We start from the raw sequence: 26,051 nt of genomic DNA on the forward strand, positions 1-26,051 counted from the left end.
TTCTCCTCCCGGTTGATTGGTTCTGCCGTTGCCGGCGTTGGACTTTCAGCGCCCGGCGGTTCCCGCCGCTGCGCCAATGATCTGTTTTTGGAAAATCAGGTAGACAATCAGGGCGGGCAGCCCGGCGAACACCGCTTGCGCCATCAGATATCCCAGCCCTTCTGACTGGGCGAAGTTGCCTTGCACGGATGCGATGCCCACTGTCAGGGTGTACATTTCGGGACGCGTGGCGGAAATCAGCGGCCAGAAGTAGTCATTCCAGACCAGCAAGAAGGTGAAAATGCCCAGCGTTGCTTGCACCGGCATGCTTTGCGGCAGCAGCACAGACCAAAACACCTTGAACCGCGACGCATTGTCGAGGATCGCCGCCTCATCCTGTTCGCGCGGAATGCCGCGGAAAAACTGCGTCATCAGAAAGACGCCAAAGGGCAGGGAAAGATGCGGCAAAACCAGACCGGTGTAGGTGTTGTGCAAATTCCAGTCGGTGAACAGTTGATGGCGCGCGATGATTACGGCCTGCTCGGGAATCGCGAGACCGATCAGCACGATCACGAATAGGGTGCGCCGGAACGGGAAGTTCAGCCGGGCGAAGCCGTAGCCCGCCAGTGACGACACAAAAAGTACGCCAACGGTTGCACTGACCGATACGATCGCGCTGTTCAGAAGCCAGCGGAAAACCGATGAGGTTTCCATGATATTGATGTAGTTCTTGAACGTGAAAGGTGGCACCCAGACTGGATCGCCGGACAGCATCAATACCTCGTTCGGCTTGAACGACAGGATCAGCACCCAGAGGACGGGCAGTATCCAGACCACGGCGAACACGCCAACTGCGAGGCTGATCGCACGGGAGGCGGGACGATTGTGAACGCCGACCATCATCTTGTCTGCCCCCGAACCGAATATGCGTATTGCGCCAGGGCAGCGACGGCAATGATGAGAAACAGCACCTCGGACGCGGCGGCGGCATAGCCGACATCCCAGTTCTTGAAGCCCTGTTCATAGATGAACTGAACGAAGGAGCGTGAGCGGTTGTTGGGCCCTCCCCCGGTCATCAGAAGTGACTGGCCGAACAGCTGGAATTGCGCGACGACCTGGTAAATCGTTACCACGACAAATGTCCGTCTGATTGAAGGGAGGGTGATCTTGGTCAGGGTCGTCCATCGCCCCGCGTTATCAAGCGCGGCAGCCTCGTAGAGGTCATCCGGGATCTGCTGAAGCGCCGCGAGAAACAGGATCATCGGCAGACCCAGAACCCACCAGACCGTCGCCATAGCAACCGCAACCAATGCCAGATCGGGGTGCGAGAGCATGGCCACCGGCTCCACGCCGAGGGGTTCGGCAAGAGCGCCGACCAACCCCTGGCTCGGCATCAGGACCACCTTCCAGATGATGGTAACGATGGTGACCGACAGAACAGAGGTGCCGAAGAAGATGGCGCGCATGATGGCGGCACCACGGGTCCGGCGATTGAGCACCAGGGCCAGTGCAAGACCGAGCCCGACGAAGACCGGGACCGTCATGCCGACGAATATGAAAGTGTTGCGCACCGCACCCAAAAAGATGTCGTCGTCCAACAGCCGGTAATAGTTTTCCAGACCCGCGAACTCGGCCGACAGGTCGAACAGGTCATATCGCTGAAGACTGATCCAGATGCCGTAAAACAATGGGTAGAGCAGGAGGATGACGTATGCCAACAGGAACGGCGCTACGAATACCGCGTTGCGGATATCGGGAGACTCCAGCGTGCGGCTGGCGGCACGGCGCGGTGCCTTGGTGCTATCAGGGTGTATCGCCGTCACTTTACTTGCACCGGATTGTACGCCAGTCCCTCGGCGTCGAAAATGTGCAGACGGTCGGGTGCCACACCAAAACGCACTGTGTCGCCTGACGAAATATGTGTTTGCCCGTCGGCCTCAACGACCAGCGGTGAGCCGTCGGGCAGACGCAGGTGAAGGCTGGTGCGGTCCCCGAGATGCTCGACAATCTCAACCTTGCCGGACAGCGCCCCTTCCGGATCGGGCATACATGCTTCCGCTCGAAGACCAAGCTGATGCGGTCCCGCGTTGATGCTGTTGAGTGGCACCGTGGTCGGCAGCACCGACCCGTCCGGCAAACGAGCCATCGCTATGCCACCGCTGCCTTCTGCCAAAGAGACGGGCAGCATGTTGATCGGCCGCGACCCGACAAAACTAGCGACGAAGGCGTTGGCCGGTGCGTTGTAGATCTCCATCGGCGCGCCGATCTGTTCGATCCGCATCTCGCGCATGACTACAATGCGGTCGGCCAATGTCATTGCCTCGACCTGATCATGGGTAACAAAGATGGTCGTGGCTTTGGTGCGTTTGTGCAATTGGGCGAGCTCGATCCGCGTCCGCAGTCGCAGCGCAGCGTCCAGATTGGACAGAGGTTCATCAAAGAGAAAGGCTTCGGGCTTTTTTACCAGCGCCCGAGCAATTGCCACTCGCTGTCGCTGACCACCTGACAGCTGTGCGGGTTTGCGGGCCAGCAGCGGGGTGATTTCCAGCATTTCGGCGGCCTCGGCCACGCGTTCGTCGATCTCGGCACTCTCCATACCGATGTTGCGCAAACCGAAAGCGATGTTGTCAGCGATGCTCATGTGGGGATAGAGCGCGTAATGCTGAAACACCATGGCGACGCCACGCGCACCCGGTGCGAGGGTATCAACGCGGCGGTCGCCGATACGTATCTCGCCCGCATCGACCCCTTCCAGACCCGCGACCATCCGCAGCAATGTGGATTTGCCGCATCCCGATGGCCCGAGGAATGCGATGAACTCCCCTGCCTCGATTTTCAAATTAAGATTCTGAAAGACCGTGACAGAGCCGAAGCTCTTTGAAAGATTGACAAAGGAGATATCGCTCACAAGCTTCTCTCATACTGACTATTGGTTTATTATGTGAACCAGTTTGAGAATGCCAGGTCAAGTGTTTTTTTCCTTGCGGTAGGTCTTGCAGGATTGAGGCGCATCCCATGGTGCTCTACAAATGCCGATTATGCGAAACAGGAAGACCCATGGAAAAACTCGAACCGCTCAAGCTCAATGACCAGATCGCACAGCATCTGATCGACATGATCGTGAACGGTGAGGTGGCACCGGAGCAGCGTTTGCCATCGGAGCGCAGCTTGGCTTCGAGCCTCGGTGTCAGTCGCGGGACGCTGCGCCAGACGTTGGTACGGCTGGAGCTGGATGGCATTCTGGACATCAAGCCTGGCAGCGGAGTTTTCGTGACGGCGGACGGATTGTCACGCGCTTACGCCCGCCCCATGCCACACAGCGCGGATGTTCCGCCCCTCGATATTATCAAGGCGCGGAGGATTGTAGAGGGCGAAGCCGCACTCCACGCCGCGCTGAACGCATCGGACGGGGATCTTGTGCGGATTTCAAACCTCCTCACCGACTTTTCTGCCGGGCCTCGCCGGTATGATCTGCGACACCCCTCTGATCGAGATTTTCACATTGCGATCGCAGAAGCTTCGGGCAACAGGGCTGTGGCGCGTCTGGTCGTCGAGCTTTGGGAGATGCAGCGCGGCAAGCTGTACCAACGGCTTGAGGACCATTTCTCGACCGCGCCGATGCGGGACCTGGCTGTCGAAGATCATCGCAAGATTATCGAAGCACTTTTGAAAAGGGACGCGCAAGGGGCCCGTCAGGCGATGCATGATCACCTCGACAGGATCCACCTGAACCTCGCTACAGGCGAACTTCACCCCGATACCGTCAAAGGCAATGGTCCGAAGTAGGAAGGTGGCATTAGAGTATTTGGTATCTAAACTGGTCCAAATATGAAAAGATGGTTAAAGACTAACCAAGACCGCATGGTGCTTGGAAAGTGTGTTGGATCGTCTGAAGGGATGTCGAAAGAGTGACGCGGAACGCCAGAATCCATGAGGAGGTTCAACGGGCTCTTGCCAGATTGGCCCGCGATGCCGAAGGGCGTCCGGCTTTGCTGGATCTCGATCCGCTTGAATACCGTAGACAGTTGGAACCGCTTGCCCTTCTTTACGCGCAGGAACTTGTCGATGGTGTTACGCGCGAACCTATTCGCGAGGGGATACGCCACCGGCCCGAAACGCGGCAGCCCGGTCCGCGGATCGTTTATGTGCATGGCGGTGGTTGGGTCTTTCTGGGCCCGGAAACGCACGCTCGCTTTTGCGATCTGCTTGCGCTGAAGACCGGGCGCGAGGTGTTGTCCCTCAGATATCTGCTGGCTCCGGAGAATCCGTTTCCCGCGGCGCCTGATCATCTGCAGCGAACAATCGCGGCCCTGGCTAAGGATGAATCCGTGATACTGGCGGGCGACTCGGCCGGGGCTAATCTGGCGCTGTCCTGCGCGCTGGCATTGCCAGAGCGGGCGGTCTGCGGTCTGGGACTGATCTATGGAGCCTTCGACGACGACTTCGAAACAGAAAGCCACCGGACCTACGGTGGCGGCACGCATCCGCTGACCACGCAGGAGATGCAGTATTTCTGGAATTCCTATGCACCGGGAGAGCGGCCCTGGCGTGCACGGCCGCTGCATGGTCCTTTGTCACATGCTCCGCCCACGGTCCTTTTGATCGCCGAAACAGATTGCCTGCGCAGCGATAGCGAGGCACTGGAACGCAAGTTGCTGTCGGCCAGGCGGCACGTTGAGAGCCGTATGATGGAGGGGCTGTATCACGGGGCCATACTGCATGATCTCCTGCTGCCTTCGCTCATGCCTCATGTCGATTGGTTCGCGGATCGGCTTGCGGCATTCGAACAGACTTGAGCTCCGGCCAGCGAACACGATGTCCTGCAGCAATGAGGCTTGTAGCTCAGTATTGGTGGCTTCAGGGGCCGTTTGGTCGGGGAGCTGTTGGGGTAATCGGCGTCAGCCGCATGGATAAGGCTCATCTGCCGAGGCTCTCAAGGATCGGTTTCGTTCCCGGCATCCGCTCCAGCGTTCTACCGATGCGCTCCCGCCAGCGCGGACCAACCTCCAGCGCAGTTGTGTAAGCCCGGGCTAGATCGTCAGGACGATCACATCGACGACAGCCCAAACAGTGGCCTCCGAGGCAATCAGCGGCACCCCCCTCAACTTTTGATTTCACGGTCGTGCTGCTCCAGCAGCTGTTGTCGTGGCATGCCCAAAGACCTCATCCCTCGAGGAAAGTGCGCAACTGAGGAATGATTACGTCAGGCGCGTCCTCCTGCAGGTAGTGTTTTGCCATCGGCAAACGCGTTACCTCGGCATTGGGCAAACGCGCTTCCCACGCGTCGAGCGCGGCGACAGGGAAAAGCGGATCTTTCATACCCCAAAATATCCGAGCTCTTCCGGAGAAATTGTCCAGAAACGGCCCAGTTTCGTTGATGAGTATTTGTGCACTGGCGTCGGCGGTGCGCGTGGGGATCAAGCGCGGAAACGCCATGACACCAGCGCGATCCTGCCGCCCTTCGAACACAGCCTTGTAAGCATGATGCACCGATTTCAGACGGGCACTGTCGGCGGTCGCCAGCTTCATCACGATGCGTTCGAAAAAGCCAAGGCGACGGACAATAAAATCTCCGATCCCCGGCTTGCGCATCACGCGCAGGGGCACTGGCAGTTTCAGATTGTCCGGGTCCATCCCCGCAGCAGGCGGGTAAAAGCCGAAGGTGTTCATCACCACGATATCTTTGATACGGTCGGGGTGGCGCGCAGCCATACCAAGGCCGATGGGCCCGCCCCAGTCCTGCATGACCAGAGTGACGTTGCGAAGATCGAGATTGGTGACCAAAGCCTCCAGATTGCGAATGTGAGCGTCAATTGTATAGGACGCCTCGTTTTGCGGTTTGTCTGAAAGCCCGAAACCAATGTGATCGGGCGCGATGACGCGGTGAGCGTCCGATAACGCTGCAATGAAGTCCCGGTACAGAAACGACCACGTGGGGTTGCCGTGCAGCATCAGCACCGGATCGCCAGCGCCCTCATCCACGTAATGCATCACGCCCATCGGCGTTTGTGCAAAGTGGTGATCAAACGGATAGGCATCGACAATCCCGAGCTTGCGGACCATCTGTTGTGCGCGCTTTTGCGCGGCTTGAAAATCGTCAGTCATGTATTCATCTCCACCAGAATTTTTCCAAGTTGCGCGTTGGACGCCATGTGCCGGTAGGCGTCCGCCACTTGATCGAAAGGGAACACCTTGTCGATCACGGGCCGGTCGTCGCCACGCGCCAGCCCCCCGGACAGATGCGCTACTGCCGCTGCGCGCCGCGCGGGGTGATCGAGCAGCTGCCAAACCAGATGAAAGCCCGTTACCGTCAAGCCGCGCCGGATCATGGCCTCGAAAGGCAGCGCGGGGACCTCACCCGACAGCAGGCCATAGGCCACCAGCGTCGCATCCGTCCCTGCCGCTGCGGCAAGCGTCGTTGCCCCCGTGCCCATCACCACGTCACAGGCGATATCGAACCCTCGACCATCAGTGATCTGCATGATCCGCGCCACCACGTCCTCGTTTTCGGTGACAATCACATGATCCGCGCCCGCCTCTTTGAGCGCCGCCACCTTGTTGTCAGTGCGCGTGATCGCGATCGATTTGCCACCATGGGCCTTAATGATCTGAAGTGCCGCCATGCCGACCGAGGAACTGGCCGCATTCACCACCACAGCTTGCCCGGTGCCTTTGGTCAGCCCGCCTTTCTGCACCAACAGCCCGAAGGCCGTTCCGAACGCCATCCAGAAGCCGGCGGCATCGATATAGCTCACCGCCTCCGGGACTGGTTCCAGCGCCGAGGTGGTCATGTTCACGATCTCTCCCAGCGTGAGATATTTCAGCTGGTCAAACCCCGGTGTAATTGCCACGCGGTCGCCAACAGAGAATTCTTTGACCTCAGGGCCAACCGCGACGATCTCGCCCGCGCCCTCGACGCCCGCACCGGACGGAAGAACAGGTTCGATCAGATATTGCCCAGCGATGAACAGCAACTCAGCACGGTTAAGGCCTGCGGCCTTGACCGCAATCTGTACTTCACCCTCTTGGGGAGGCGGCACGGTCTTGTCCACGAAATGCAGCACGTCTGGGCCGCCGAGGGTGTCAAATTGAACAGTCTTGGGCATGGAAATTTCTCTCAAAGGGGGAGCGTCCGCGCCCAGAAAATGGGGCGAGGTAAAGGTTCAGGGCGCGAAGGACGGCACGACCAGCGCCACCGAGGTATCCGTGTTGGTCAGTTCATGCCGCCGCTTGCGGAGGGGTTGGTAATCGGGGTCGGCCCACCAGTCGGCATGCGCTTTTGCGGACGCGAACTTGAGCATCACGGTGAAGGACTTGGCGTATTCGCCCTCCAACACTTGTGGTTCTGGCGTCGCGGCCAGTACCTCGACCCCGTGTTTGGCGTGGATCGCTTGCAACGGTTTTGCATAATCCTCGAAAAACGCAGGCATGTCGTCAATATCCAGCATCACGATCATGTAGACGGGAGAGGTATCGCTCATGGGTCAGTTCTCCGATTGAACGCGATCGCACAGCCAGTCCGACAGGTTGCGCCGGATGGATTCGGGTGGTTTTTCCGAATGAAATGGATGGCGGAGTCTGCCGGTTGCCTAGCACCCGATTTTAGTGAAATTGTTGGGAACGCAAAGTCCGCTGGCGCAGCGACCGATCGAGCCCCTGTCAGATTTCCAACTTGTTCCATTGCAGCACCCTTTCTTCAACGATTAGTGAATAATAGTGAAATTTTTCAGCTTAGATCGGCCACCGCATCCGCCGCGATGGCACGAAGCTCATCGACGGGGCGTCCGGCCCGACCAAGGATGCACAGCGCCACGTGCGCCGCGAACAGCCGTGCGTTGCGCTGGGCAATGTCTTCAGAATTTAAATTGACCTCGTTCCGCTTCGCCGCTTGGGTCAGCGCATTGCAATAAGCTGCCTTGATCCGGTCGAAATAGGCTTCCGCACGAGTGTGCACTTCCGGAACCGCCGACACCTCTTCTTGCGAAACGCTGCAAACAAGACACCCCTTAGGGCCTTCCTTTGCTTGTGACAGCTCCACAAAGGTGTCTAGCAGGTTTGCGATCTCGCGCACGCCTGCCGTTTCAACCTCAAGAGGGGCCAGAAACATGCGCCCAGCCTGGTCAGCGAAATCATCCATCGCCTTTAAAAACATAGCGAGCTTATCGCCTGGCCCATTGTAGAGCTGCCGCCGATTCAGCCCCGTCGCTGCCTCAAGGTCGTTGAGCGACGTTTCCGCGTAGCCCTGTCGCCAGAACACCGACAAAAGGTTGGTCCGCAGGGCTATTGGATCGTATGCAATTTGGCGTGCCATATGACCTTATTCACCGATCAGTGAAGAAAGTCAACTAATTCGTCTGCGTTAAAGAAGAACGGAGCCGCACGGAGGCCGTGTCAATTCCGGCGGACGCGTTTTCTTACCCAAGTTGTGCTAAAAATATTGATCCGATCTTCGACACCTGCGCGCGTGACAACGCCGACGCCCCAGCTTCGCTTCTTCGCGGTGCTCACCGAAGTTCGCGATTATTTAGTCGACGCCAAGCGTGAGATCGCGCACCAGCGGTTGCAGCGCAAAGTGAAAACAAGAAGGCGGAGGTTCAGATTAAGGACGATGAAAAGCCATCCGAGTTGCCGGGGTGAGTTCGTGCATCAGTTGGTGTTCCAGTTCTGTTCAATGTACCGGTCTAGGGTCATCTGTTCGGGCAAACCCAGCTCCTCCACGATGGGCGGGTCTTCCCATCGCGGCTGGTGGGCGGCGACGAGTTTGACGAGGGCGAGGACATTGGCCGCCGAGGGCATGATCGGCCGCATCGCACCTTGCCCTGTCGCCGCGAACCATGCCTTCATCGGGACCGGTCGCACCTTGCGTCCGGTCTTGCGAGACAGCTTCTCTGCCACCTCGTGCCACGTGACCCACTCCGGCCCGCCCGCCTCGATAATACGATTTAGGCAATCATCGCGCCCGACGGCTCCTGCCAATATTTCGGCCACATCGCGGGTCGCGATGAAGGGTGCGCCGTGGCGACCCCCGCCGGGGGCGAGCAGCACACCGCGCCGGGTGACAAGATTGCCTGTCATTGCCTGCCACATCCGCATAAAGCCATAAGGGCGGCGCGTTGTTGCATGGGGATCGGGACCGATCAGCTGGCGACAGCCGCCCATGACCAGCCAGACATCCATGAACGCCGGATTGCGCACAATGGTCGCCGGAATGGAGGATGCCGCGAGCCGCGCTTCCAGCGCCCGCTTGCCCGCCAGCTCCGGCACGGTGTGTTCTCTTTCCCACGTCGGAACGGAAGACTGCACAAACTGTCGAACACCTGCGCGTTCTGCCTCTTCGATCAGCGCGTCGTGGCCGTCACGGTTGATGGACTTGACCGACATGGTCTTGCCGGACGGGATGATACCATTCGCCGAAGACACGACGATATCGACACCATCGAGCGCCCGGCGCAGGCTTTCGCGGTCGGCGAGATCCCCCACGGCGTAGTCCAGATCGCCCAAGCCCTCCGCACCGTGGACCTTCGCGTGCGGCTTGCGCACGAGCGCCCGGACGGGCCGACCGCGCTTTAATAGTGCCTTGACGACTTGTGAGCCAACATGCCCGGTCGCACCGAGAACGAGGGTTCGGGTTTCCGATGTAGTCATGTCTGAGATCCTTCGTTTGGGGAAGCCGCGCGCCAGGCCGCGACCGCACCGAGTAGGTTGAAGATAAGGAAGACCGGAACAACGAGGGTCGGACCGAGCGCCATCGGCCAATCGAGCATGACGGCTGAGGTCGGGTACCGGTCGAACATCTGCATCGGTCCCGGCAGTCCCGTCTGGAGAGCCAGCATGCCAGGCACGAGGATCAGGGCGACCCCGACGAGATGCCAGAGAACGAGCGCACCTTTGTGGATGCGTTTCTTGCGCACCAACACGAAGACCGGAAGCGCCGAAAGACCAAAGGCCAGATCGGTCAGGCCAATCGCCAACAAAACTTCGAGCGGGAACGTGCCCTGAGCCGTCTTGATAAGCGTTCCGATTGCCAGAATGCGCAATGATTGGACGGCGACCAGCCAGTGAGATGGAGTATTTCCGGCGATGTGAAAAATCGTCTGACGCTGCTCATGCGACAACAGGAATATGCCAACGAGAATGAACGGCACGACAGGCAACCACAGGCCGGGCATCAAGGACAGAACCAGGCCGGAATCGTAAATCCCGGAAAGGGCCATCCATGCGGTAACGCATGCCCAGACGGAGAGTGCGGCGGCTATCCCGCCCATCGTGCGCAGACCCGCTGCAGACGCGCGAAAGCCAAACAGCAGTCCGAAGGCGATCTGCGCCGCGAACAGAAACGGAAGTGTAGAGACTGTCATCTGCCACGCCGTGCTAAATGCAGAACGATCATTCTCCTAATGGGTAAATGAAAGCTCACGACTGTACCGCCCGCAGGCCCTCCGAAACAGTGGCGTCGATCATGTGCGCGGGCGCACCGGCATGCGCGAGAACGAACAGACCCTGAAGCAATCCCGTCAGGTAGTCCCCCAACGGCCCGGCCCGGTCTTGCGCGACACCCGCGCGTCCAAGCGCCGTGCGAAACCGCGCGCTGGTGCGCGACAGGTGACGTTCGATCTGGTCATGAACATCCGGATCATGGGCCGTTTCGTCATTGGCTGTATTGGCCATCAGACATCCCGTGCGCCCTGCGGGCGACTTGGCCATTGCGCCGATCTGTTCGAACAAGGCCGTGATCGTGGCCAGGCTTGCGTCTTCGCTATCGAGTTCGGAAAGAATGGTGACGGCTTGTGTCCTGCGGTAGCGTTCGAGGGATTTGAGGAAAAGGGAACGCTTGTCTCCGAAAGTCGCATAAAGGCTCTTGCGGCTGACTCCGGTTGCTTTGGTAAGATCGTCGTAGGATGCCTCGGCAAAGCCTCGCTTCCAGAACAGGAGCATCGCTGCGTCGAGTGCCTCATCAGGATCATATGTGCGTGGGCGTGGCATACATTCAATTTACAGAACGCTCATTCTCTTATCAAGAGCTTTCGATTCAGTCGTGCAAAGTTTTGCGTAAACGCAGCGCGAAATCACAAAAAGTAGATGTTCGAAGTCTAGTGGAACAGGCCGCTAGAGACGGTGCGATCAAGTTCTTTCTGGACTGGCGTTAGGCATCAAACCCGGAGTGCCTCACAACGCAGGCGGCACAGAAGCCAGGCGTTGCCTTCGAGAAAGGCTTAAGGCCGCGTAGCAGGGCCGGTGGAAATGGACCGACCCCGCAATCATTTACGCCTTGTTCGCGTGACTTTCAAGGCCTTGGAATGCAGCGTGATAGGACTGGACCATCATCGGTCTGATCTCCTCCAGCACCGCGGGGTCAGCGTCAAAATGCGCCGTCCAGATTGCGAGAACGCCGTTGTCGGTCTGTTCAGTCGTCACAACGCCGCCCAGGTTTTCGACCGGGAAAGGCGGGTTTTTGATGGCATAGCCGAAACGGCCAGTATCCCGGTCGTTCTCCACGATGGTCTCCTGCAGCTCATAACCATCAAGCTGCGGGTCGGGATGCGCCATGACGCAGACACGCGCAGACCCTGCGGTGTCACCATGGCAGGTGTCGGATTTCAGGAACGGTATCCAGTTGCTCCATGCCGGGTCGTGCACGGCGGCACGAACGGCGTCGAGTGGCGCGTCGATATGGGTCGCAAAGCTGACGGAAGCGGATGTCTTGGTCATTTTCGGTCCTTTCGATATTGTGGTATTTAGGCAAACAAACGTTCGACATGGCGGGCATTACCATCGAGCGCCTTGGCCATTTTGCCGCGCAGCATCGGCTTCATCATCGGCAGCATCAGCATGCCGATCGGGCCCATGGGCGGTTTGAAGTCCATCGTGAAGATCAACTCGCTCTTGTTCGGCCCGATCTCGCGAACCTCGAACAGGCAGGTCGCGCCTTTCATCGGCATGGTTGTGTCGTCAATCACAAGGCCCAGCTTACGGCCCGGCTCGTATTGGTTGATGGTCTCGCGCAGGTATTGGCTGCCGTCCGCCTTCAGATCGCACTGGCGTTTTGCGCCCAGACCTGTTTCGGCGCTGCCCGGCAGAATGCGCGAGGCGGCGAGGTTGTCGTTCCATTTCGCGATACCGCCGTAGTCGTCAAGGCTTTTCCAGACCTCGGAAGCGGGGGCGTCGATCTCGCGGCGTGTGGTGACTTTGGCCATTTTCAGTTCTCCAGATTGTTATTGAGGAAGGCAGTAAGTGCTGCGACATAGGCGTCGGGTGCCTGGGTCTGCAGGAAGTGTCCGGCATCGGTAATGCGAGTAATGTCGCCCTCGTCCGTGCCAAGCTTGGCCGCGAGATCAGGAATGACGATATCGGGCGCGAAAAAGCCGTCCTGTTCACCGAAGATGATGGCAGTCGGCCCGTCGTAGGCGGCCAGATCGGCGGCCAGCGCCTCCCCACCCTGCATGAAGGCAGGGACGGCCATGCCGAAGAAGGCACTGTAGGCGGCCCCTGCCCCGACCAGATCCATACCGTAGGCGTCAACCTCTTGTGCAGGTGCTGTGCCGGGTCCGGAATAGCCCTGGTCCATCCACATCTGCGCCATCTCGCGCGCGACTGCCGGGTCGTCCAGATCGGCGAAGGCGTCCATGGGTGAGACCTGACCCGCCATCATCTGCATGACCAGTGGCGCGGGCGTGACCCCATCGAGACCTGCCAGGGTATTGGTGGCGGCAATGGATGTTAGCCGTTCAGGCGCCTGCCCCACCATCGACCAACCTGTCATGCCACCGACGTCATGAAGAACCAGCGCAAAGCGTTCAATTCCGAGTGAGTCTGCCAGCTCTAACATGCGAGCGGCGCGGGCCTCAGTCGCATAGACAGCCATATCGTCGGGGCGGTCAGATGCACCGTGTCCCAAAAGGTCGGGGACGATCACGCGGTAGCCTGCGGCGGCAATACGCGGGGCGACGTCACGATAAAGGTAGGACGATGTCGGGATGCCATGCAGCAACATGACAGCAGGATCGTCAGGGTGGCCAAGGTCGAGATAAGCGATACCGTGACCGCCAATGTTGGCGCGGTCGAGCATCGCGCGATGTGTCTCGCGTGGCGTTTCAGCCAAGGATACCTGCGTTGCCGCAAAGAGAAGCGCGGTGGAAAGGAGTAGATGTTTCATGGATTTCCTCTGGTCAGGTGGGTAAAGTCGGCGTATCACTACACATGAAGTGCTTTAACACTACACATGTAGCGAAAAAGAAGTCAACGTAGAATCCAAAGGAAATACGCCATGCCCTCCAAACCCCTTCAGCCGTTGATGCTTGTGCCCGGAACCAATGTGCTTTTCACGGCACGCAGAGGCGCTGCAAGGATGATGGCGGCGCGTGCTGCGAGTGGCGGGCTGGTGCTGTATTCACCGATTCCCGCACCCGATCCGGACGCCATCGCCGTCGCCCGCGACCTTGGCGGGGTTTCGGCCATTATTGCGCCGTCACCATTCCACCATCTTGGCGTTGCCGATTGGCTTTCCGCGTTTCCGGACGCCGCAGTGTCCGCTCCGGAAGCTGCGCTCGACCGGCTGGAAAAGCGGCTGGGGTTCCGGCCCTCTGCCGAGATGCCGACGTTTGCGGGCGATGTGACGTTGATCATCCCGGATGGTCTGAAAGCCGCTGAAGTCTGGTTGCGTGCCAAATGCGCCGACGGCGTTGCATGGGCCGTATGCGACGCCTTTGCCGGCCCCACGGGTACGGACGACACCCCTGCCGCAGTCCCCAAATCGCGCGGCGCTTTTACGACCATGTGCCTGGGCGACCCTTTGATGTACAAGGCATGGGCGCTGGCGCAGATCGAGAGAGACAAGCCGGTTCAGCTCTATCCTGCCCATGGAAACCGCGTGGCGGGATCATTGTTGGCGAAGGGACTAAAAGACATCGTGGAGGAACTGTAATGGCACGTCCAAAAAGCTATAACCGCGCCGAGGTCGTCGACCGCGTCCGAGACCTGTTCTGGAAACACGGCTACCAGGGCTTGGGCATTCGCGCTATCGAGGAGGAGACCGGCCTCGGCCGCTTTGCAATCCGTACGGAATTCGGAGGTAAGGAAGGGCTAATGCTGGAGGCGCTGGCCTCTTATACGGGCGATACTGACACCTATGTCCATCAGGTGCTTCGTGCACGCGACGATACCGAAGCCATCGTCGAAATCTTGGAGGGCATGGTCACGCCGCATCCCGAAACCATGCGGCATCTCGGATGCCTGATGGTCAACACTTCGGTCGAGAACGCAGCCCTTGATAGTGGCCCACTGCGAGAAGCAACAAACAAGCATTTCGATACGCTAAGAGATGAGGTTGCGGCCTTGCTGATACGCGGGCGTGCGCATGGCAAGGTGCGCATCGACGTCGATCCCGCCTCTGGCGCCGAGTTCGTCAAGGGCGCGGTGATCGCAGCAATGGTGTTGAACCGCGCAGCTGGCGATGCGTCAGGCGGAGCGGGCTTCATAAGCGAAGCGGTACGGACAGTCAGGGGCTGGGCAGAAACAGGCCAAGCTGAACTGCTGGGTGAAGCAGCAAATACATCCCATTAGTGGACACAAGACGCTCATTCTTGCTGCTGTAGCCATTCCAATGGCAAATCTGCATATCATCCCACTGGCGTGTGACAAAAGTCGGATTGGTTTTTTTCGCAGACCTGAGGCTTCTCAGAATGAGACTCCACCCTTTGCGACGCGCTCTAATCCTGCCGCTACAGCTTTCATGACCTCGCGCACGCGGGGGACGTGGCGGAGTTCCTCATGGGTCACGACCCACGCGGGGTAGGACGGCCCGTCCGAAATCTCGACAAGCGTCGAAAGCTCTGTGTATGCCGCGACAAAGGCCTTTGGCAGACATGCGCAACCCATGCCGCCTGCACATAAGCGAGCCTGCGCCATCATGCTGTCGACGCGCGCGACGATCCGCCCCTGCGGGTCATGGCGCAGGATCACGTCATCGATTTCGTTGACGCCGCGCGGCAGGGACCACGATAGCCAAGGCTTGCCCGGCGCATCATGGGCGAGGTTTGGCGGCGCGTAAATGCCCAGGTCGATCGCGGGCAGCCGCCGCCCCACCAGACCGTCATGGGGGCTTTCGGCCTGCCGGATCGCCACGTCGGTTTCACGCCGGTCAAGGCTGAGGTAGGCGTTCGTCGGCTTGAGGTCGAGCACCAGCCCCGGGAACCGTCGCCCGAGATCGACAAGCGTGTCGGTTAGAAGATCCAGCATGAAGTCCGTCCCCGAGAGTTTGACCGTGCCCGTCACGGGTGGGGCTTTCAGCGGTGCGGCCAGCGCGTCGTCGATACCGGTTTCAACCGTGCGGGCGATGCGCACCAGATCGTCGGCAGCGGCAGTCAGAACAACGCCGCCCTTGATCCGTTCGATCAGTTTCAGATCGAGCCGGTCTTCGAGGCGCCTGATCCGGCGGGGGATCGTCGTCTGGTCGACCCGCAGTTTTTCTGCGGCGCGGGTCACGTAGCCCGCCTCTGCCAGGGCAAGGATGAGTTTCAGATCGTCCCAATCAAGTCGTTCACTTGGTCTCACAGTCACCTCCTGCATCTGTGCAGGCTGACCTGCATATTCCTGCATTGAGGCAATAACCGGCCCGGCGCAATCTGTCGACATCAACAATACCAAAGGAGAATGACATGCCAACCATTCGCGTTACCGTCCCGCAGGCAGCTTGGTCCAAGGACGAGAAGGCTCAGATCGTGACCAAGCTCACCGATAGCCTCAATCAGGTCGCAGCCGCGACCGGCAAGGGCGATATCAAGCAACATATCAACGTCCACATCGAGGAAACCGCCGAAGGCGGCTACGCGATGGGCGGTCAGGTGGTGGGCTGAACAATGGAGCTGAACATCATACGACAAATCAACGCGCCGCTGGACAAGGTCTGGAACATCGTAGGACCGAACTACACCTCCGCCGGAGACTGGGCCAGCTCGGTCTATGTGTCAGGCGCAAGGCCCGGCACGCCGAAGGTCGCCAATGCCCCGGCAGCGGGGCGCGTCTGCGAAACCTCGCTCGGACCGTTCACGGAAACAATCGAAGCCTATGACGACTCCCGCCATATCGTGTCCTACTCGGCGACCGGGGCGAAGATGCCTGGCTTCATGAAAGGGCTGCGCAATACGTGGCACCTGACCCCCAGCGGCAATGGCACCAAGGCCAGCATGACCCTGCGCGCCGATATCGCCTTTCCTATGAACATACTCATGGGCTGGATGATGAAGATGCAGTTCAAGAAGGCCCTGACCGAGACCATCGACGATCTGAAGGTCTATGCCGAAACAGGTCGACCGTCGCCTCGCAAGCTCAAGGTCGATGCGTCTAAGAAAGCCGCCGCCGCGCGGCAGGCCATGGCCTGACCGGCCGCAACCACCCCTCAAAAAATTGGAGAAGACCATGAAACATCTGCTTTCCTTTGCAATCGCCCTCACAATTTCGACCGCACTCTCAGCACAACAGATGCCCAATGTCGAAGCCGAACGAACCGCCAAGTACGGCGAATTCGCCGCCGTCACATCTGCTGATGCTTTGACCGATTACACCTATGAAAGTGGCTATCTGGGCGCCTATATCGACGCACCCCTGCAGTCCGTTCAGACGCTCTTGCTGCCCATGACGCCCGAAGAAGCCTTCCCGCTGGTTCACTCGGGCAACGCCGATTGGTCACTTCAGATCGAGACGCTGACCTGGGATCATTCGGCCTCTGAAACACCGGGCGAGTTGGGCATGGGGTCTGTGCGCCGCTGCGATTTCGTGGGCGGAGCAGGCACAGCCTATGAACGCATCTTCGCAGTCGAAGAGAACCGCATGATTGCCTACGATCTGGATATGGAACGCAGCACCGTGCCGCTTCCAATCAAGGATTTCTTCGTGATCTGGACGCTTGAGGACAAGGGGGTTGACGGCACATTGATCACCACGCGCATCTATTTTGACGAAGCGCAAGACATGGGCGGGAACGCGGCCGCCGCGGTCGGAGAGGCACTCGCCGTGGATTTTCGCAACTTCGCCAACATCCACGGTGGCACCTACGTAGAGATGTAAGCCCATCACACGAGGGCCGGATGGCCGGCCCTCGTTTCTTTCTATCACTGGATCGCAAGTCGTTCGTTTCCTCATCACATTCGCCTTTAGTCTCTTCGCCCTGCCGACTGACGCGATGTTCGCACTTGTGGATGAAAGCGGGCTCTGCTCTCCAGTTCTGGACCGCTGAAAGCTGGATTTCCCGGGCCGTTTTACGGTGGCGGGCCAGGGACATCATCACGATCAAGGTCTGGAAAGAGCGACGGCCATGACTGGTCAGAGGCGCACCCGCTGGACGGCTAATATTGCCCAAGCATGACTTGTCTTAAGGTGGCCACAGCCCGGTCGATTTCCGGTTCTGTGTAGTTACAAAACCCCAGGATTAACCCATTATAGGACACGTCACTGGTTCCAAATGATGACAAGGGTTGCGCGGTGACGCCAAGCTTTTCTGCCTTTTCAGACACCACTGTGTCTTGGAAGCTGGTCCTGAGGTGAAAGGCGATTTGCATCCCTGCTTGATGATCGGTGAACCAGCCAAACTCAGCAAGATCAGCCGACAATCTCCCAATCAGATATTTGCGCCTTTCTTTGTAGATACGTCGAACCTTGCGCAAATGGTGATAGAAAGCTCCGGTTTGAATAAACTCGGCCAATGCCTGCTGCGGCATGTAGCTGGCGCTGAAACCAAAACGCTCCAACGAAACCCGGAATTTCCCGATCAGTTCAGCCGGAACAATCAGGTAACCTATCCTGAGTAGGTTGGAAAAGATCTTTGCAAAACTGCCGATGTAAATCGTGCGATCAAGATGGTCAAAGCCTGCCAGCGCTGGGATTGGATGACCGGCATAGCGGAACTCACTGTCATAATCGTCTTCAATGATCCACGCTTTATGTCTTTTGGCCCAGGCCACAAATTCCTGACGCCGTCGGGGCGACATCACGCCGCCAAGCGGGGATTGGTTAGACGGGGTTAGGATCGACAGCCTTGGGGTTTGCCCGGGGAGCGGCACCTCGGCTCCCTGATCCCCAATTTTCAGGTCTACGGGCACCAGCTGCATGGCCTTGGCGAAATTGCGTACCGGCGGGTAGCCCGGATTTTCCAACCCAATGCTGTCCCCGGCTTTTGCCAGGGTGCGGATACAGATTCCAAGTGCATCGGTTGAGCCAGCAGTGATTATGATCTGATGAGGAGAGGTCTCGATCCCGCGCCAGTCCAAGACATGACTGGCAATTGCCTTTCGAAGCTCAAAATTCCCGAACCGACCGCCACCAAGCAACATCGCTTGTGGATTTGTCCGGCAGACTTTGGCCACAGCTTTGGCCCACTGCCGATGGGGAAACAACTCCATATCCGGCTGACCGCCTAAAAGGGGTTGCGGCAGGGTCTGTACCTCATCCTCAAATCTGTTCTGGATTTCCTGCCGCGGTTTAAATTGGGTTTCGGATATGGCGCACACCAGCATCCCGGAGCGAGGCACGCTTGTGATATATCCCTCCGCACACAATTGGTCGTACACTGTCACGATCGTGGACCGCGAAACGCCCAAGTCCGCTGCAAACGACCGGGACGGCGCAAGCTTGGTCCCCTCAACCAGGTCGCCATCTATGATCGCCTGCCGGATGGCCGAACAAATCTGTTCAAACATCGGGATTCTCGATGTGCGGTCGATTGAGAACGGGATATTTGCCTTTTGAGCCATCAGTTCATTCGACCACGAGATACTCCACAACCAGAAATGTTGATAGCATCCTTTAGCGATGCAGACGACCGTTCAGTCTAACGCCGACGTGTTTCGACAATCGCTGCCATGTCCCGTGCGGCCTGCGCATGCTCGCACCGCAGACCCTCCGCCACCCCTGCGTTGTCGGCGGTCTCTTTATTTTGGCTGACTTTCCAGGTGCCTTGCAGGCTTTCAATCTTGATTTCGATGCCCGTGATGCCGCGCAACTGCCTATGGATGAACTCACTAGGTGCATCGGAAACCGTCCACGGTTTTTCCCGCCCTTCCTCGTGCAGATCCGTCAATGCATTCAGATGGGATAAAATCCACGCTTCATCATGTATCAGGTCAATCTTGCCCCGCGCATGAACAGAAATGTAATTCCAAGTTGGCACAACTTTGTCATGCATGTCTTTCGATGGATACCACGATGGCGTCACATAGGCGTGCAAGCCGGTAAAGACGACCAGGGCCCTCGCATCGTGATCAACAAGCCGGCGCATTGGATTGGCACGGGCAATATGCCCACGAAGTGTCCCTTGGTCCGACTCCTCCGCATGGATCATCATGGGAATATGGTCGCATACCATCTCTCCGTTCTGCAGTGACAGCAGGCTCGCAAAGGGGTTTTCTCGGATCATGGCGTGCATGACCTCGATGTCATCTTCGCGGAAAACGGGCGGCTGAAACATTTTGTGGCTCCTGTTCGGACTTGTTGAGAAACGGTTGAGAGATCAAAGATCCAGGACAACTGGCCCATCCGGGGGTGTGCGGCACAAATGAATCTGCCCGTCCGGAACGGGATTTATCGGCTCTTCCAAGTAGATGACGTTTCCCTCCTTCAGCGTGCATCTGCGTCACTTCAAAATCAGCAAATGAGATCGTCATGCTTTATCTGAAATCCATTGTTCACTGGCAGATCGCATTCCAACTGGCCTTTGTATCCATCCAGTATGTAAAAATTTGACCATACCAGATGAACAATTGCGAAAGGCTCCAAAGGTTGGCGGAAAATGACGTTACTCTGTCATTTGTTAACAGCCTGCAGGTTGCTACAATTTGCCTTCCTATCTTGGGGTTCGCCGAAGGCCCTTTCAGGCCGCAACAGATTTTTTCAATCCTGACCAAACGCAAAGACGCCTGGATGGCTTGGAAAATGGAGCATAGGCCGAAACTGGATCCCTTGATCTTAATTCAAACAGCCACGACCCGGAGACGACGTTACTTTGCCTTGGCGGGGAGTCTGCGTAAGGGTGAGGCCATCAATAGGACTTGAATGTGAACGAAAACGAACCCGTCACAGGTGACCATCCAAAAAACGACAAACCGTCCCCTCGCGTAGAACAGCTTCTGTTTCAAAGCCGGAATGTGGTTGTCTCCGGTCAGGTAAATGACAAGCTGGCCAAAGAAACCGTAACGCATCTATTGGCACTTGCAGAAGAAAGCGATGACCCGATCAATCTGTTTGTTTCTTCCCCTGGCGGACACGTAGAATCAGGCGATATGGTTCACGACATGATCAAATTTATTCGCCCGAAGGTCCGCACCATTGCGTCCGGCTGGGCGTCGAGTGCCGGTGCCTTGATTTTTGTCGGTGCCAAATTGGAAAATCGCTATTGCCTGCCCAACACCAGGTTCTTGCTGCACCAACCCTCTGGTGGCATCGGGGGGCAAGCATCGGATATGATGATCCAAGCCGAGCAGATTAAGATCATGCGTGATCGGTTTGATCATCTTTTTGCTGCGGCGACCGGGCAAACACCGGAGAAGATAGCAGAAGATACCAAGCGAGATTTCTGGCTCACTTCGAAAGAAGCAGTTGACTATGGGTTGGTCGGAAAGATTATTCGATCTGCTGATGATCTTGACTAAACTGATAGACATCCACTTTGCGAGATCGCCCGAATTGTCGTATCTCAGTTCAATGAGCGAAAACCATCTTTTACTTCCCAGTCTGGTGGAACTCTTTAACGCGATTCTCTTTGGGCATCGCGTTTGAGCAGTCACTCCAGAAATCCTGTCCAAGAGGTCTTTTCACTGCCGTCAAAATCTATCATTTCCAGACATTACTGCATCGAAAAAAGACAGTGTTTTTCAGGCGCAAAATAAATCCGCCCATAGGCGCGTATTTAGTGGTGGAAGGCTTGTTCCTGCGCGGAAAATTGGAAATGATATCATGATTGTAAGCGTTCAATCCCCTTCTTCCAGCTTGCCACGGCTCCACGAAATGGACGTGCAAATGCGTCTGTTCTGGCACTGGTTCTTAAGGACATCAAAAAGGTTCTCCGTCTTGTCTGCCGATGATTTCCAATTGCGCCAAGAGTTAATCGCGATGCTGCCACGCTTGCGGCGCTATGCACTGTCATTGACCGGGTCCCTTCCGGATGCAGATGATTTGGTTCAGGATACCTGTGCCAAGGCGTTGCGCTATTCGGATCAATATCACCCCCACCAAGATCTGGACCGGTGGGTTTTCCGAATTGCCCGCAACCACTGGTTCAGCGAAACCCGCAAACGTAAGGTGCGACTGGGAGCAGGGCAGGTCGATGCAGTTGAAACCGGCGAGCTCTATACCACGGTCAATGGGGAAAATGCGCTGGCTGGACGGCAGTTGGGGCAGAAAATCATGCAATTGCCATCCGAGCTTGCGACGGTTTTGTTGCTCGTCTCTGTTGAGGGATATAGCTACAAAGAAGCCGCTGCACATCTGGGCTGGCCCATTGGCACAGTGATGAGCCGCATCAGTAGAGCGCGGCAACTCCTGCGTGAGCGGCTGACCGAGAAGGAGCCGATGTGATGGACGAAGTTCTTTTTCAGAAGCTCAGCGCCTATATTGACGGCGAGCTCTCACCCCAAGACGCCGAGCAGATTGAGGATCTTTTGGAAAATGATCCATCGGTGGCGGAAATCTATCGCAGTATCGTGGATGCAGACGCTCGGGCTCGGGAAGAGCTCGACCGGATGTTGGAGTTGCCAGTGCCGGCGCACTTGATCCATGCGATTGAAGCCGCGCCCCCCGCACCTGCAAATATTTCGGACGCCCCAAGTCACCTTCGAGTGATGATCCAGATCGCAGCCAGTGTCGCGTTCTTGGCAGTCGGTGTGGTGATCGGCCAGAGTTTATCCAAAAGTGGTGCGGCTCCGGGTCTCGAAACTGCGGCCACAACGGTGCCGCCGGGCTGGCTTCGCGATATTGCCGAGTACCACGCGGTTTACGAAACCCAGACGCGTCATCTTGTGGAGGTGCCCGCATCAGACGTCGATCACATTGAAGCATGGTTGGGCAAAACCGTTGAAGTCTCGTTTGAAACACCGGATCTCACTGCCGTTGGCTTGACTTTCGAAGGTGCCAGGCTGTTGGTCGCCACAGGAAAGCCAGTTGCCCAGCTGGTTTACACAACTGAAAGTGGCGATGTCGTTGCTCTATGCTTTCTGAAAACAGACAAACCCGACACTGAATCAAGCAAAGCGCAGCAAATTGGCGGCTACCACATGGTCAGTTGGCGCAGCAACGGCGGTGCTTACGTTGTGGTCGGACCAAAGGCACGGCAGGATGTGATCGAGCAAGCGGCCGCCCAAGCGATTTCGTTGTAGCGTCTCAGGCGTAGCGCTGCGTGATTGGTCCGTCTTGGGACCGCTGTCTAACTGCCGTTAGAGAAAGGCCAGCAAGGCTGCCAGGAGGATCATCAAAGCAAGGGACATGTTCAAAACGCGCTCTGCAAATGGTGGCAGGTTTGCGCGGCCCAATAAGACGCCAGCCAAAAGCCATAGAATATCAACGACAATCATCACTGTTACGACGATGCCCCATTTCCAGACACCGTCTGCAGTGACGCTATTCGTGACCAAGGTGTAGCTGCCCATAAGCGACGCGAAGGCAACATAGGCCTTGGGATTGGTCATCCCCAGGACGACTCCCGCCATCAGAAAACCGCCCCGTGGTGGCTGTGGTTTCTGTTGGGCCTTAGGTGAGACAGGTGCGCTTCCGATTTTCCAGGCGAGATACAGCAGATAGGCCGTGGCGATAATGACCATAACCGTTTGAACCGCAGGAAAAGCCACAAACAGCGAAATGAGACCTGCCGCACTGATAGCGGCAGCCGTGCCTAGCCCCAGTTGCAAGCCCAGATAAAAGCGCATGCCATCTTTCAAGCCAAATGTGCGCCCCACGGCCAGGAGCGCCGCAATCGCCGGACCGGGCGAGCCCAGCAGACCGGTTGCCGCAATTGCAAAAAGTACTGCCGCAGCAGAATCCAAATCGATTGATGACATTTGTTTTCCAGATGAATGAACTTGATATCAATTGGCGCCAGCGCGGCGCTGAATGCGACCTGTAACCAGCAGACCAGCAAGTCCCAACAGGACAATCGCCAATCCGATCCCCGCCAGAATGGGCCAGCTGTAGACCGCAATGATCGCGCCCGCGAGGAAGGCAAAAACAGTCGAAGACAAAGCGATCAACGTGTCATTCAATCCTTGGACTGCGGGCTTTTCGGGGATCGTGACGCATGCTGCCAGCATACTCGTGGCTCCAATGAAGCCAAAATTCCAACCCGTGCCCAACAAGATCAGTGATAGGTAGAAATGCTGAGAAGCTATCCCGCTTGCTGCAATGCATGCAGATGCGATGAGCATGGCAAACCCCAGCAGAACAATTCTGATAGCGCCAAACCGTTTGATGAGGAAGCCGGTGAAAAAACTCGGTGCAAACATCGCCACCACGTGCCAGCGGATGACGTCGCCCGCGATGGCCTCATCAAATCCACAACCAATCATAGCAATCGGGGTTGGGACCATTAGAAAAACCATAACCCCCTGCGCCAGAGCCCCGGCCAAAATGGCACCCCGCACCTCGGGTCGGCGCAAAGCGGACCAGGCAAGATGCCTCGAGGATGTTCCTTTTTCGAGAGGGGGCGAGATTTTTGGAATGCGGACGAAGACCAGAGGCACGACCCCTGCAACCGACAGCGCGGCGATTGCCAAATATGCACCCAGAAGCGGGATCCCTGCATAGGCATCCTTTGCCGCAATAAACACTTGCGGGCCGAGAAACGCCGCCACCAAACCGGAAGTCAACATCAACGAGATCGCCACTGGTTGCCAGGTAGCTTCAACCACCTCTGCCGCCGCAAACCGAAAATACTGATAGGACGCAAGGGCGATGCCCAACATGAAATGGGCCAAACAGAGCAGGACGAAGGAGGCAGCCATCAAGGCATACGCTCCCAAAACCGCGCCCAGAATAGCCAATGCTCCGCCCAGAAAGAAACCCAGCTTTCGCCCTAGACGCCCCATCAACAAGGATATTGGCGCAGCACAGACAAGCCCCGCCAAGGTTTGCACCGATGCTGGCAGTGTCGCCAATGCGGTGTTGGGGGCGAGCATCAGGCCAGCCAGCCCCCCAAGAATGATTAGGATCGGCATGGCAGAGCCAAGCACAGTATTGGCCGTGAGAAGTCCGAAAAAATTCCGGTTTTGAAGAAGGCTGAGCCCAGTCATTTGGTGCACTTTTTTTGTTAACACTTGCCATATATCGACTTTTCTGATTGTCAGATATGACAATCAAGCATCAAAAACGGACTCCACCCATGCGGCGTTCAATCGAAATTCTACTTTTTGACGGGGTCAACCTTTTGGACGTCTCGGGCCCTGTCCAAGCGTTTGAAGCGGCGCAAGTCCATGGTCGCAAGCCCTATGAGCTTCGGTTTGTGACTCTCGACGGTGCTGCGGTTCGAGCGTCTTGCGGGTTGCTGTTGGGGGCGGATGCCATGCTGGAAGCAGGATCGGCCCGCGGCGACCTCCTGATACCCGGCGGCAGCGTTGAACCTTTGCTGACCCACAACCACCTTCTGGACATCATCCGCGATCGAAAGGCGAACCCAAACGAACATCGTCTCATTTCGATCTGTTCCGGCGCGTTGATCCTAGCGGCAGCCGGGGTTTTGGACGATCGCGAAGCGACAACGCATTGGACACGGTCAAAGGACATACAAGCCTATGATCAGGTACGTTGGGATCTCGATAAAATATTCTGCATCTCAGGCAACGTATTTACGTCTGCCGGGGTGACCACGGGAATTGATCTGGCTCTGCACATCATACGGCAAGATTGCGGTGCCAAGGTCGCTCTGGATTGCGCGCGGGAGCTGGTTATTCAATTGCGCAGGTCTGGCGGGCAAAGCCAATTCGCGGTCCATCTGCCCAGCCAGTTTTCGGATAGCACAGATCTGTCCAAACTGATTGAACAGGTCGTTTCACAACCGGAAAACAACTGGACAATCGATGCCCTCAGCCGGGTCGGTAACATGAATGAACGCACTTTGTCGCGGCGGTTCAAGCGTGAAATGAGCTGCACGCCCAGCCAGTTTGTCGAACGTGTAAGGGTAGATCACGCACGGGGGCTGTTGTTGGAGGGGCTTGCGCTAAAATTGGTGGCCGCGCGCAGTGGGTTTGGTGATCTTCAACGCATGCGCCGTGCGTTTAAACGCCGGTTTGGTCTCGATATCCGCCAATATCTTGAGAACTTTGGCCAATAGGCCATGTTGTGCAAATGCCCGGCCCGTTAAGCCCCCTCGACAAGGACACTCACCCCTGACGAACATGACAGCCGCATGTTCTTGGCTGGCTCATATTCTGTCGAGTTGTACCAGGCAAGTGCGGCAGCCTTGTCAGGAAAAGAAATTACCACGATCCGTTCATACTCAAACTGGCCTTCCAGCTCAGTGATGTCACCGCCACGCACAATGAACTTTCCTCCGAATTGCGAGATCGAGGCCGGGGAAGTGTTTTGTACTCGGCGAACTTTTCCTGATCCTGAATTTCTTCTTGAAAAATAACGTAGGCTGGCATTTTGGCTCCTTGTTTCACTCTAGAATGACTGCTGCCGGGTGAACCCGCTCCTATATGTGCCAATCGAAATGACGGAATTCCCCTATTTGACACGCTGCGAAAGAAAATCACCATTCAGAAAAATCGCAAGCGAACGCTCCAAACACATTGCATTTCAAAGCGTTGTTTCTGGAACACGATGGCGCGCCGGAGTCTCAACCACCATCCCTTTCTGAAAAATAATTGCCAGCCGAGAATAATTTTTCAAGTTGCTGCGTAACGGTCGTGAACTGAAGAGGAACGACCATGTTTTTTCAAAATTGTCTTACATCCTTGCTGACTGCATTTCCGAGGCCGCGCACCACCTTTAGCGGTTCCGGCGCAGAAGGCATCAATCGGCACCTTATGTCCGACATTGGCGTGCCGCTTCAGGATCATCAGGCGGGCGATCTATCCCGTCTCATTCACTCTTGTCACGGA

Annotated in this window: 29 protein-coding genes and 1 pseudogene; 11 read left to right on the forward strand and 19 right to left on the reverse strand. The window is 57.3% G+C overall.

The genetic code is table 11. From position 1 onward, the window contains the following. Positions 1–45: 45 nt before the first annotated feature. The 3 genes from K3754_RS16630 to K3754_RS16640 are packed head-to-tail and all read right to left on the reverse strand — an operon-like array spanning position 46 to position 2,887. Positions 46–882, reverse strand: a complete 837-nt coding sequence (locus tag K3754_RS16630; protein ID WP_203210023.1) for a carbohydrate ABC transporter permease — start codon at positions 880–882, stop codon at positions 46–48. Beyond that, complete coding sequence (locus K3754_RS16635) at positions 879–1,802, reverse strand: carbohydrate ABC transporter permease (RefSeq protein WP_203210022.1); 924 nt, start codon at positions 1,800–1,802, stop codon at positions 879–881. Before K3754_RS16635 ends, K3754_RS16630 begins: the two co-directional genes overlap by 4 nt. After that, positions 1,799–2,887: an ABC transporter ATP-binding protein gene (locus K3754_RS16640; protein ID WP_203210021.1), complete on the reverse strand. Its 1,089-nt coding sequence runs from the start codon at positions 2,885–2,887 to the stop codon at positions 1,799–1,801. The genes K3754_RS16635 and K3754_RS16640 overlap by 4 nt, the downstream gene beginning before the upstream one ends. Positions 2,888–3,036: 149 nt before the next feature. On the opposite strand from K3754_RS16640, the gene K3754_RS16645 reads away from it, so the two are divergent. Both K3754_RS16645 and K3754_RS16650 read left to right on the forward strand, forming a co-directional pair. After that, positions 3,037–3,765, forward strand: coding sequence for a FadR/GntR family transcriptional regulator (locus K3754_RS16645; protein WP_203210020.1), 729 nt, complete (start codon positions 3,037–3,039; stop codon positions 3,763–3,765). 203 nt (positions 3,766–3,968) lie between these two features. Beyond that, positions 3,969–4,775 (forward strand): alpha/beta hydrolase, encoded by an 807-nt coding sequence (locus K3754_RS16650; protein WP_259938716.1) that lies wholly within the window; start codon positions 3,969–3,971, stop codon positions 4,773–4,775. Between the two features lie 367 nt (positions 4,776–5,142). Here the strand turns inward: K3754_RS16650 and K3754_RS16655 are convergent, their stop codons facing one another. The 10 genes from K3754_RS16655 to K3754_RS16700 form a co-directional block, all read right to left on the reverse strand. Beyond that, positions 5,143–6,084: an alpha/beta fold hydrolase gene (locus tag K3754_RS16655; protein WP_259938717.1), complete on the reverse strand. Its 942-nt coding sequence runs from the start codon at positions 6,082–6,084 to the stop codon at positions 5,143–5,145. Further along, positions 6,081–7,085 (reverse strand): zinc-dependent alcohol dehydrogenase family protein, encoded by a 1,005-nt coding sequence (locus K3754_RS16660; protein ID WP_259938719.1) that lies wholly within the window; start codon positions 7,083–7,085, stop codon positions 6,081–6,083. Before K3754_RS16660 ends, K3754_RS16655 begins: the two co-directional genes overlap by 4 nt. 57 nt (positions 7,086–7,142) lie before the next feature. After that, positions 7,143–7,460, reverse strand: coding sequence for a DUF1330 domain-containing protein (locus tag K3754_RS16665; RefSeq protein ID WP_259938721.1), 318 nt, complete (start codon positions 7,458–7,460; stop codon positions 7,143–7,145). A 245-nt stretch (positions 7,461–7,705) separates the two neighbouring features. After that, positions 7,706–8,290: a TetR/AcrR family transcriptional regulator gene (locus tag K3754_RS16670; RefSeq protein ID WP_259938723.1), complete on the reverse strand. Its 585-nt coding sequence runs from the start codon at positions 8,288–8,290 to the stop codon at positions 7,706–7,708. 335 nt (positions 8,291–8,625) lie between these two features. Beyond that, entirely contained in the window at positions 8,626–9,624 is a 999-nt protein-coding gene (locus K3754_RS16675) for an SDR family oxidoreductase (protein WP_259938724.1), read from the reverse strand. Beyond that, positions 9,621–10,337 (reverse strand): hypothetical protein, encoded by a 717-nt coding sequence (locus K3754_RS16680; protein ID WP_259938725.1) that lies wholly within the window; start codon positions 10,335–10,337, stop codon positions 9,621–9,623. The genes K3754_RS16675 and K3754_RS16680 overlap by 4 nt, the downstream gene beginning before the upstream one ends. A 55-nt stretch (positions 10,338–10,392) precedes the next feature. Further along, the gene (locus tag K3754_RS16685; protein ID WP_259938726.1) at positions 10,393–10,962 is read right to left on the reverse strand and encodes a TetR/AcrR family transcriptional regulator; all 570 of its coding nucleotides are present in this window, start codon (positions 10,960–10,962) and stop codon (positions 10,393–10,395) included. 279 nt (positions 10,963–11,241) lie between these two features. Then, positions 11,242–11,688 carry an SRPBCC family protein gene (locus K3754_RS16690; protein ID WP_259938727.1) on the reverse strand — a complete coding sequence of 149 codons (447 nt, stop codon included), beginning with the start codon at positions 11,686–11,688 and terminating at the stop codon, positions 11,242–11,244. A gap of 26 nt (positions 11,689–11,714) precedes the next feature. Further along, the gene (locus K3754_RS16695; RefSeq protein ID WP_203210010.1) at positions 11,715–12,173 is read right to left on the reverse strand and encodes an SRPBCC family protein; all 459 of its coding nucleotides are present in this window, start codon (positions 12,171–12,173) and stop codon (positions 11,715–11,717) included. Between the two features lie 2 nt (positions 12,174–12,175). Continuing rightward, positions 12,176–13,132 carry an alpha/beta fold hydrolase gene (locus K3754_RS16700; protein WP_259938728.1) on the reverse strand — a complete coding sequence of 319 codons (957 nt, stop codon included), beginning with the start codon at positions 13,130–13,132 and terminating at the stop codon, positions 12,176–12,178. A 111-nt stretch (positions 13,133–13,243) separates the two neighbouring features. On the opposite strand from K3754_RS16700, the gene K3754_RS16705 reads away from it, so the two are divergent. Continuing rightward, positions 13,244–13,900 (forward strand): hypothetical protein, encoded by a 657-nt coding sequence (locus K3754_RS16705; RefSeq protein WP_259938729.1) that lies wholly within the window; start codon positions 13,244–13,246, stop codon positions 13,898–13,900. After that, the gene (locus tag K3754_RS16710; RefSeq protein ID WP_259938730.1) at positions 13,900–14,538 is read left to right on the forward strand and encodes a TetR/AcrR family transcriptional regulator; all 639 of its coding nucleotides are present in this window, start codon (positions 13,900–13,902) and stop codon (positions 14,536–14,538) included. Before K3754_RS16705 ends, K3754_RS16710 begins: the two co-directional genes overlap by 1 nt. Positions 14,539–14,652: 114 nt before the next feature. Here the strand turns inward: K3754_RS16710 and K3754_RS16715 are convergent, their stop codons facing one another. Next, positions 14,653–15,609: a LysR family transcriptional regulator gene (locus K3754_RS16715; RefSeq protein ID WP_259938737.1), complete on the reverse strand. Its 957-nt coding sequence runs from the start codon at positions 15,607–15,609 to the stop codon at positions 14,653–14,655. Between the two features lie 23 nt (positions 15,610–15,632). On the opposite strand from K3754_RS16715, the gene K3754_RS16720 reads away from it, so the two are divergent. Genes K3754_RS16720 through K3754_RS16730 form a run of 3 tightly spaced genes read left to right on the forward strand, consistent with a single transcriptional unit; the run spans position 15,633 to position 17,040 of the window. Beyond that, the gene (locus K3754_RS16720) at positions 15,633–15,830 is read left to right on the forward strand and encodes a tautomerase family protein (protein ID WP_203210005.1); all 198 of its coding nucleotides are present in this window, start codon (positions 15,633–15,635) and stop codon (positions 15,828–15,830) included. A gap of 3 nt (positions 15,831–15,833) precedes the next feature. Beyond that, positions 15,834–16,355, forward strand: coding sequence for an SRPBCC family protein (locus K3754_RS16725; RefSeq protein ID WP_259938741.1), 522 nt, complete (start codon positions 15,834–15,836; stop codon positions 16,353–16,355). Between the two features lie 37 nt (positions 16,356–16,392). Beyond that, a complete protein-coding gene (locus tag K3754_RS16730) occupies positions 16,393–17,040 on the forward strand; it encodes a hypothetical protein (protein ID WP_259938743.1) in 648 nt (215 codons plus the stop codon). A 278-nt stretch (positions 17,041–17,318) separates the two neighbouring features. On the opposite strand, the gene K3754_RS16735 is transcribed toward K3754_RS16730, so the two are convergent. Further along, a complete protein-coding gene (locus K3754_RS16735; RefSeq protein WP_259938744.1) occupies positions 17,319–18,668 on the reverse strand; it encodes a PLP-dependent aminotransferase family protein in 1,350 nt (449 codons plus the stop codon). A gap of 131 nt (positions 18,669–18,799) precedes the next feature. Next, complete coding sequence (locus tag K3754_RS16740) at positions 18,800–19,435, reverse strand: FMN-binding negative transcriptional regulator (protein ID WP_203210001.1); 636 nt, start codon at positions 19,433–19,435, stop codon at positions 18,800–18,802. 586 nt (positions 19,436–20,021) lie between these two features. On the opposite strand from K3754_RS16740, the gene K3754_RS16745 reads away from it, so the two are divergent. The 3 genes from K3754_RS16745 to K3754_RS16755 all read left to right on the forward strand — a co-directional run bounded on the left by K3754_RS16745 (position 20,022) and on the right by K3754_RS16755 (position 22,337). Next, positions 20,022–20,615, forward strand: coding sequence for an ATP-dependent Clp protease proteolytic subunit (locus K3754_RS16745; RefSeq protein ID WP_259938745.1), 594 nt, complete (start codon positions 20,022–20,024; stop codon positions 20,613–20,615). Between the two features lie 418 nt (positions 20,616–21,033). After that, positions 21,034–21,540, forward strand: coding sequence for an RNA polymerase sigma factor (locus tag K3754_RS16750; protein ID WP_259938747.1), 507 nt, complete (start codon positions 21,034–21,036; stop codon positions 21,538–21,540). Continuing rightward, positions 21,540–22,337, forward strand: coding sequence for an anti-sigma factor (locus K3754_RS16755; RefSeq protein WP_259938749.1), 798 nt, complete (start codon positions 21,540–21,542; stop codon positions 22,335–22,337). Before K3754_RS16750 ends, K3754_RS16755 begins: the two co-directional genes overlap by 1 nt. A 57-nt stretch (positions 22,338–22,394) precedes the next feature. Here the strand turns inward: K3754_RS16755 and K3754_RS16760 are convergent, their stop codons facing one another. Further along, positions 22,395–23,015, reverse strand: coding sequence for a LysE family translocator (locus K3754_RS16760; protein ID WP_259938751.1), 621 nt, complete (start codon positions 23,013–23,015; stop codon positions 22,395–22,397). A gap of 27 nt (positions 23,016–23,042) precedes the next feature. Beyond that, a complete protein-coding gene (locus K3754_RS16765) occupies positions 23,043–24,305 on the reverse strand; it encodes an MFS transporter (protein ID WP_259938753.1) in 1,263 nt (420 codons plus the stop codon). 26 nt (positions 24,306–24,331) lie between these two features. On the opposite strand from K3754_RS16765, the gene K3754_RS16770 reads away from it, so the two are divergent. Continuing rightward, a complete protein-coding gene (locus K3754_RS16770) occupies positions 24,332–25,279 on the forward strand; it encodes a GlxA family transcriptional regulator (protein WP_203209996.1) in 948 nt (315 codons plus the stop codon). A 26-nt stretch (positions 25,280–25,305) separates the two neighbouring features. On the opposite strand, the pseudogene K3754_RS16775 reads toward K3754_RS16770, so the two are convergent. Next, positions 25,306–25,518: pseudogene (locus K3754_RS16775) on the reverse strand (DUF1330 domain-containing protein); the annotation flags it as partial. Between the last annotated feature and the right edge of the window lie 533 nt (positions 25,519–26,051).

Source organism: Sulfitobacter sp. M368 (assembly GCF_025141875.1).
GTDB lineage: Bacteria > Pseudomonadota > Alphaproteobacteria > Rhodobacterales > Rhodobacteraceae > Sulfitobacter > Sulfitobacter mediterraneus_A.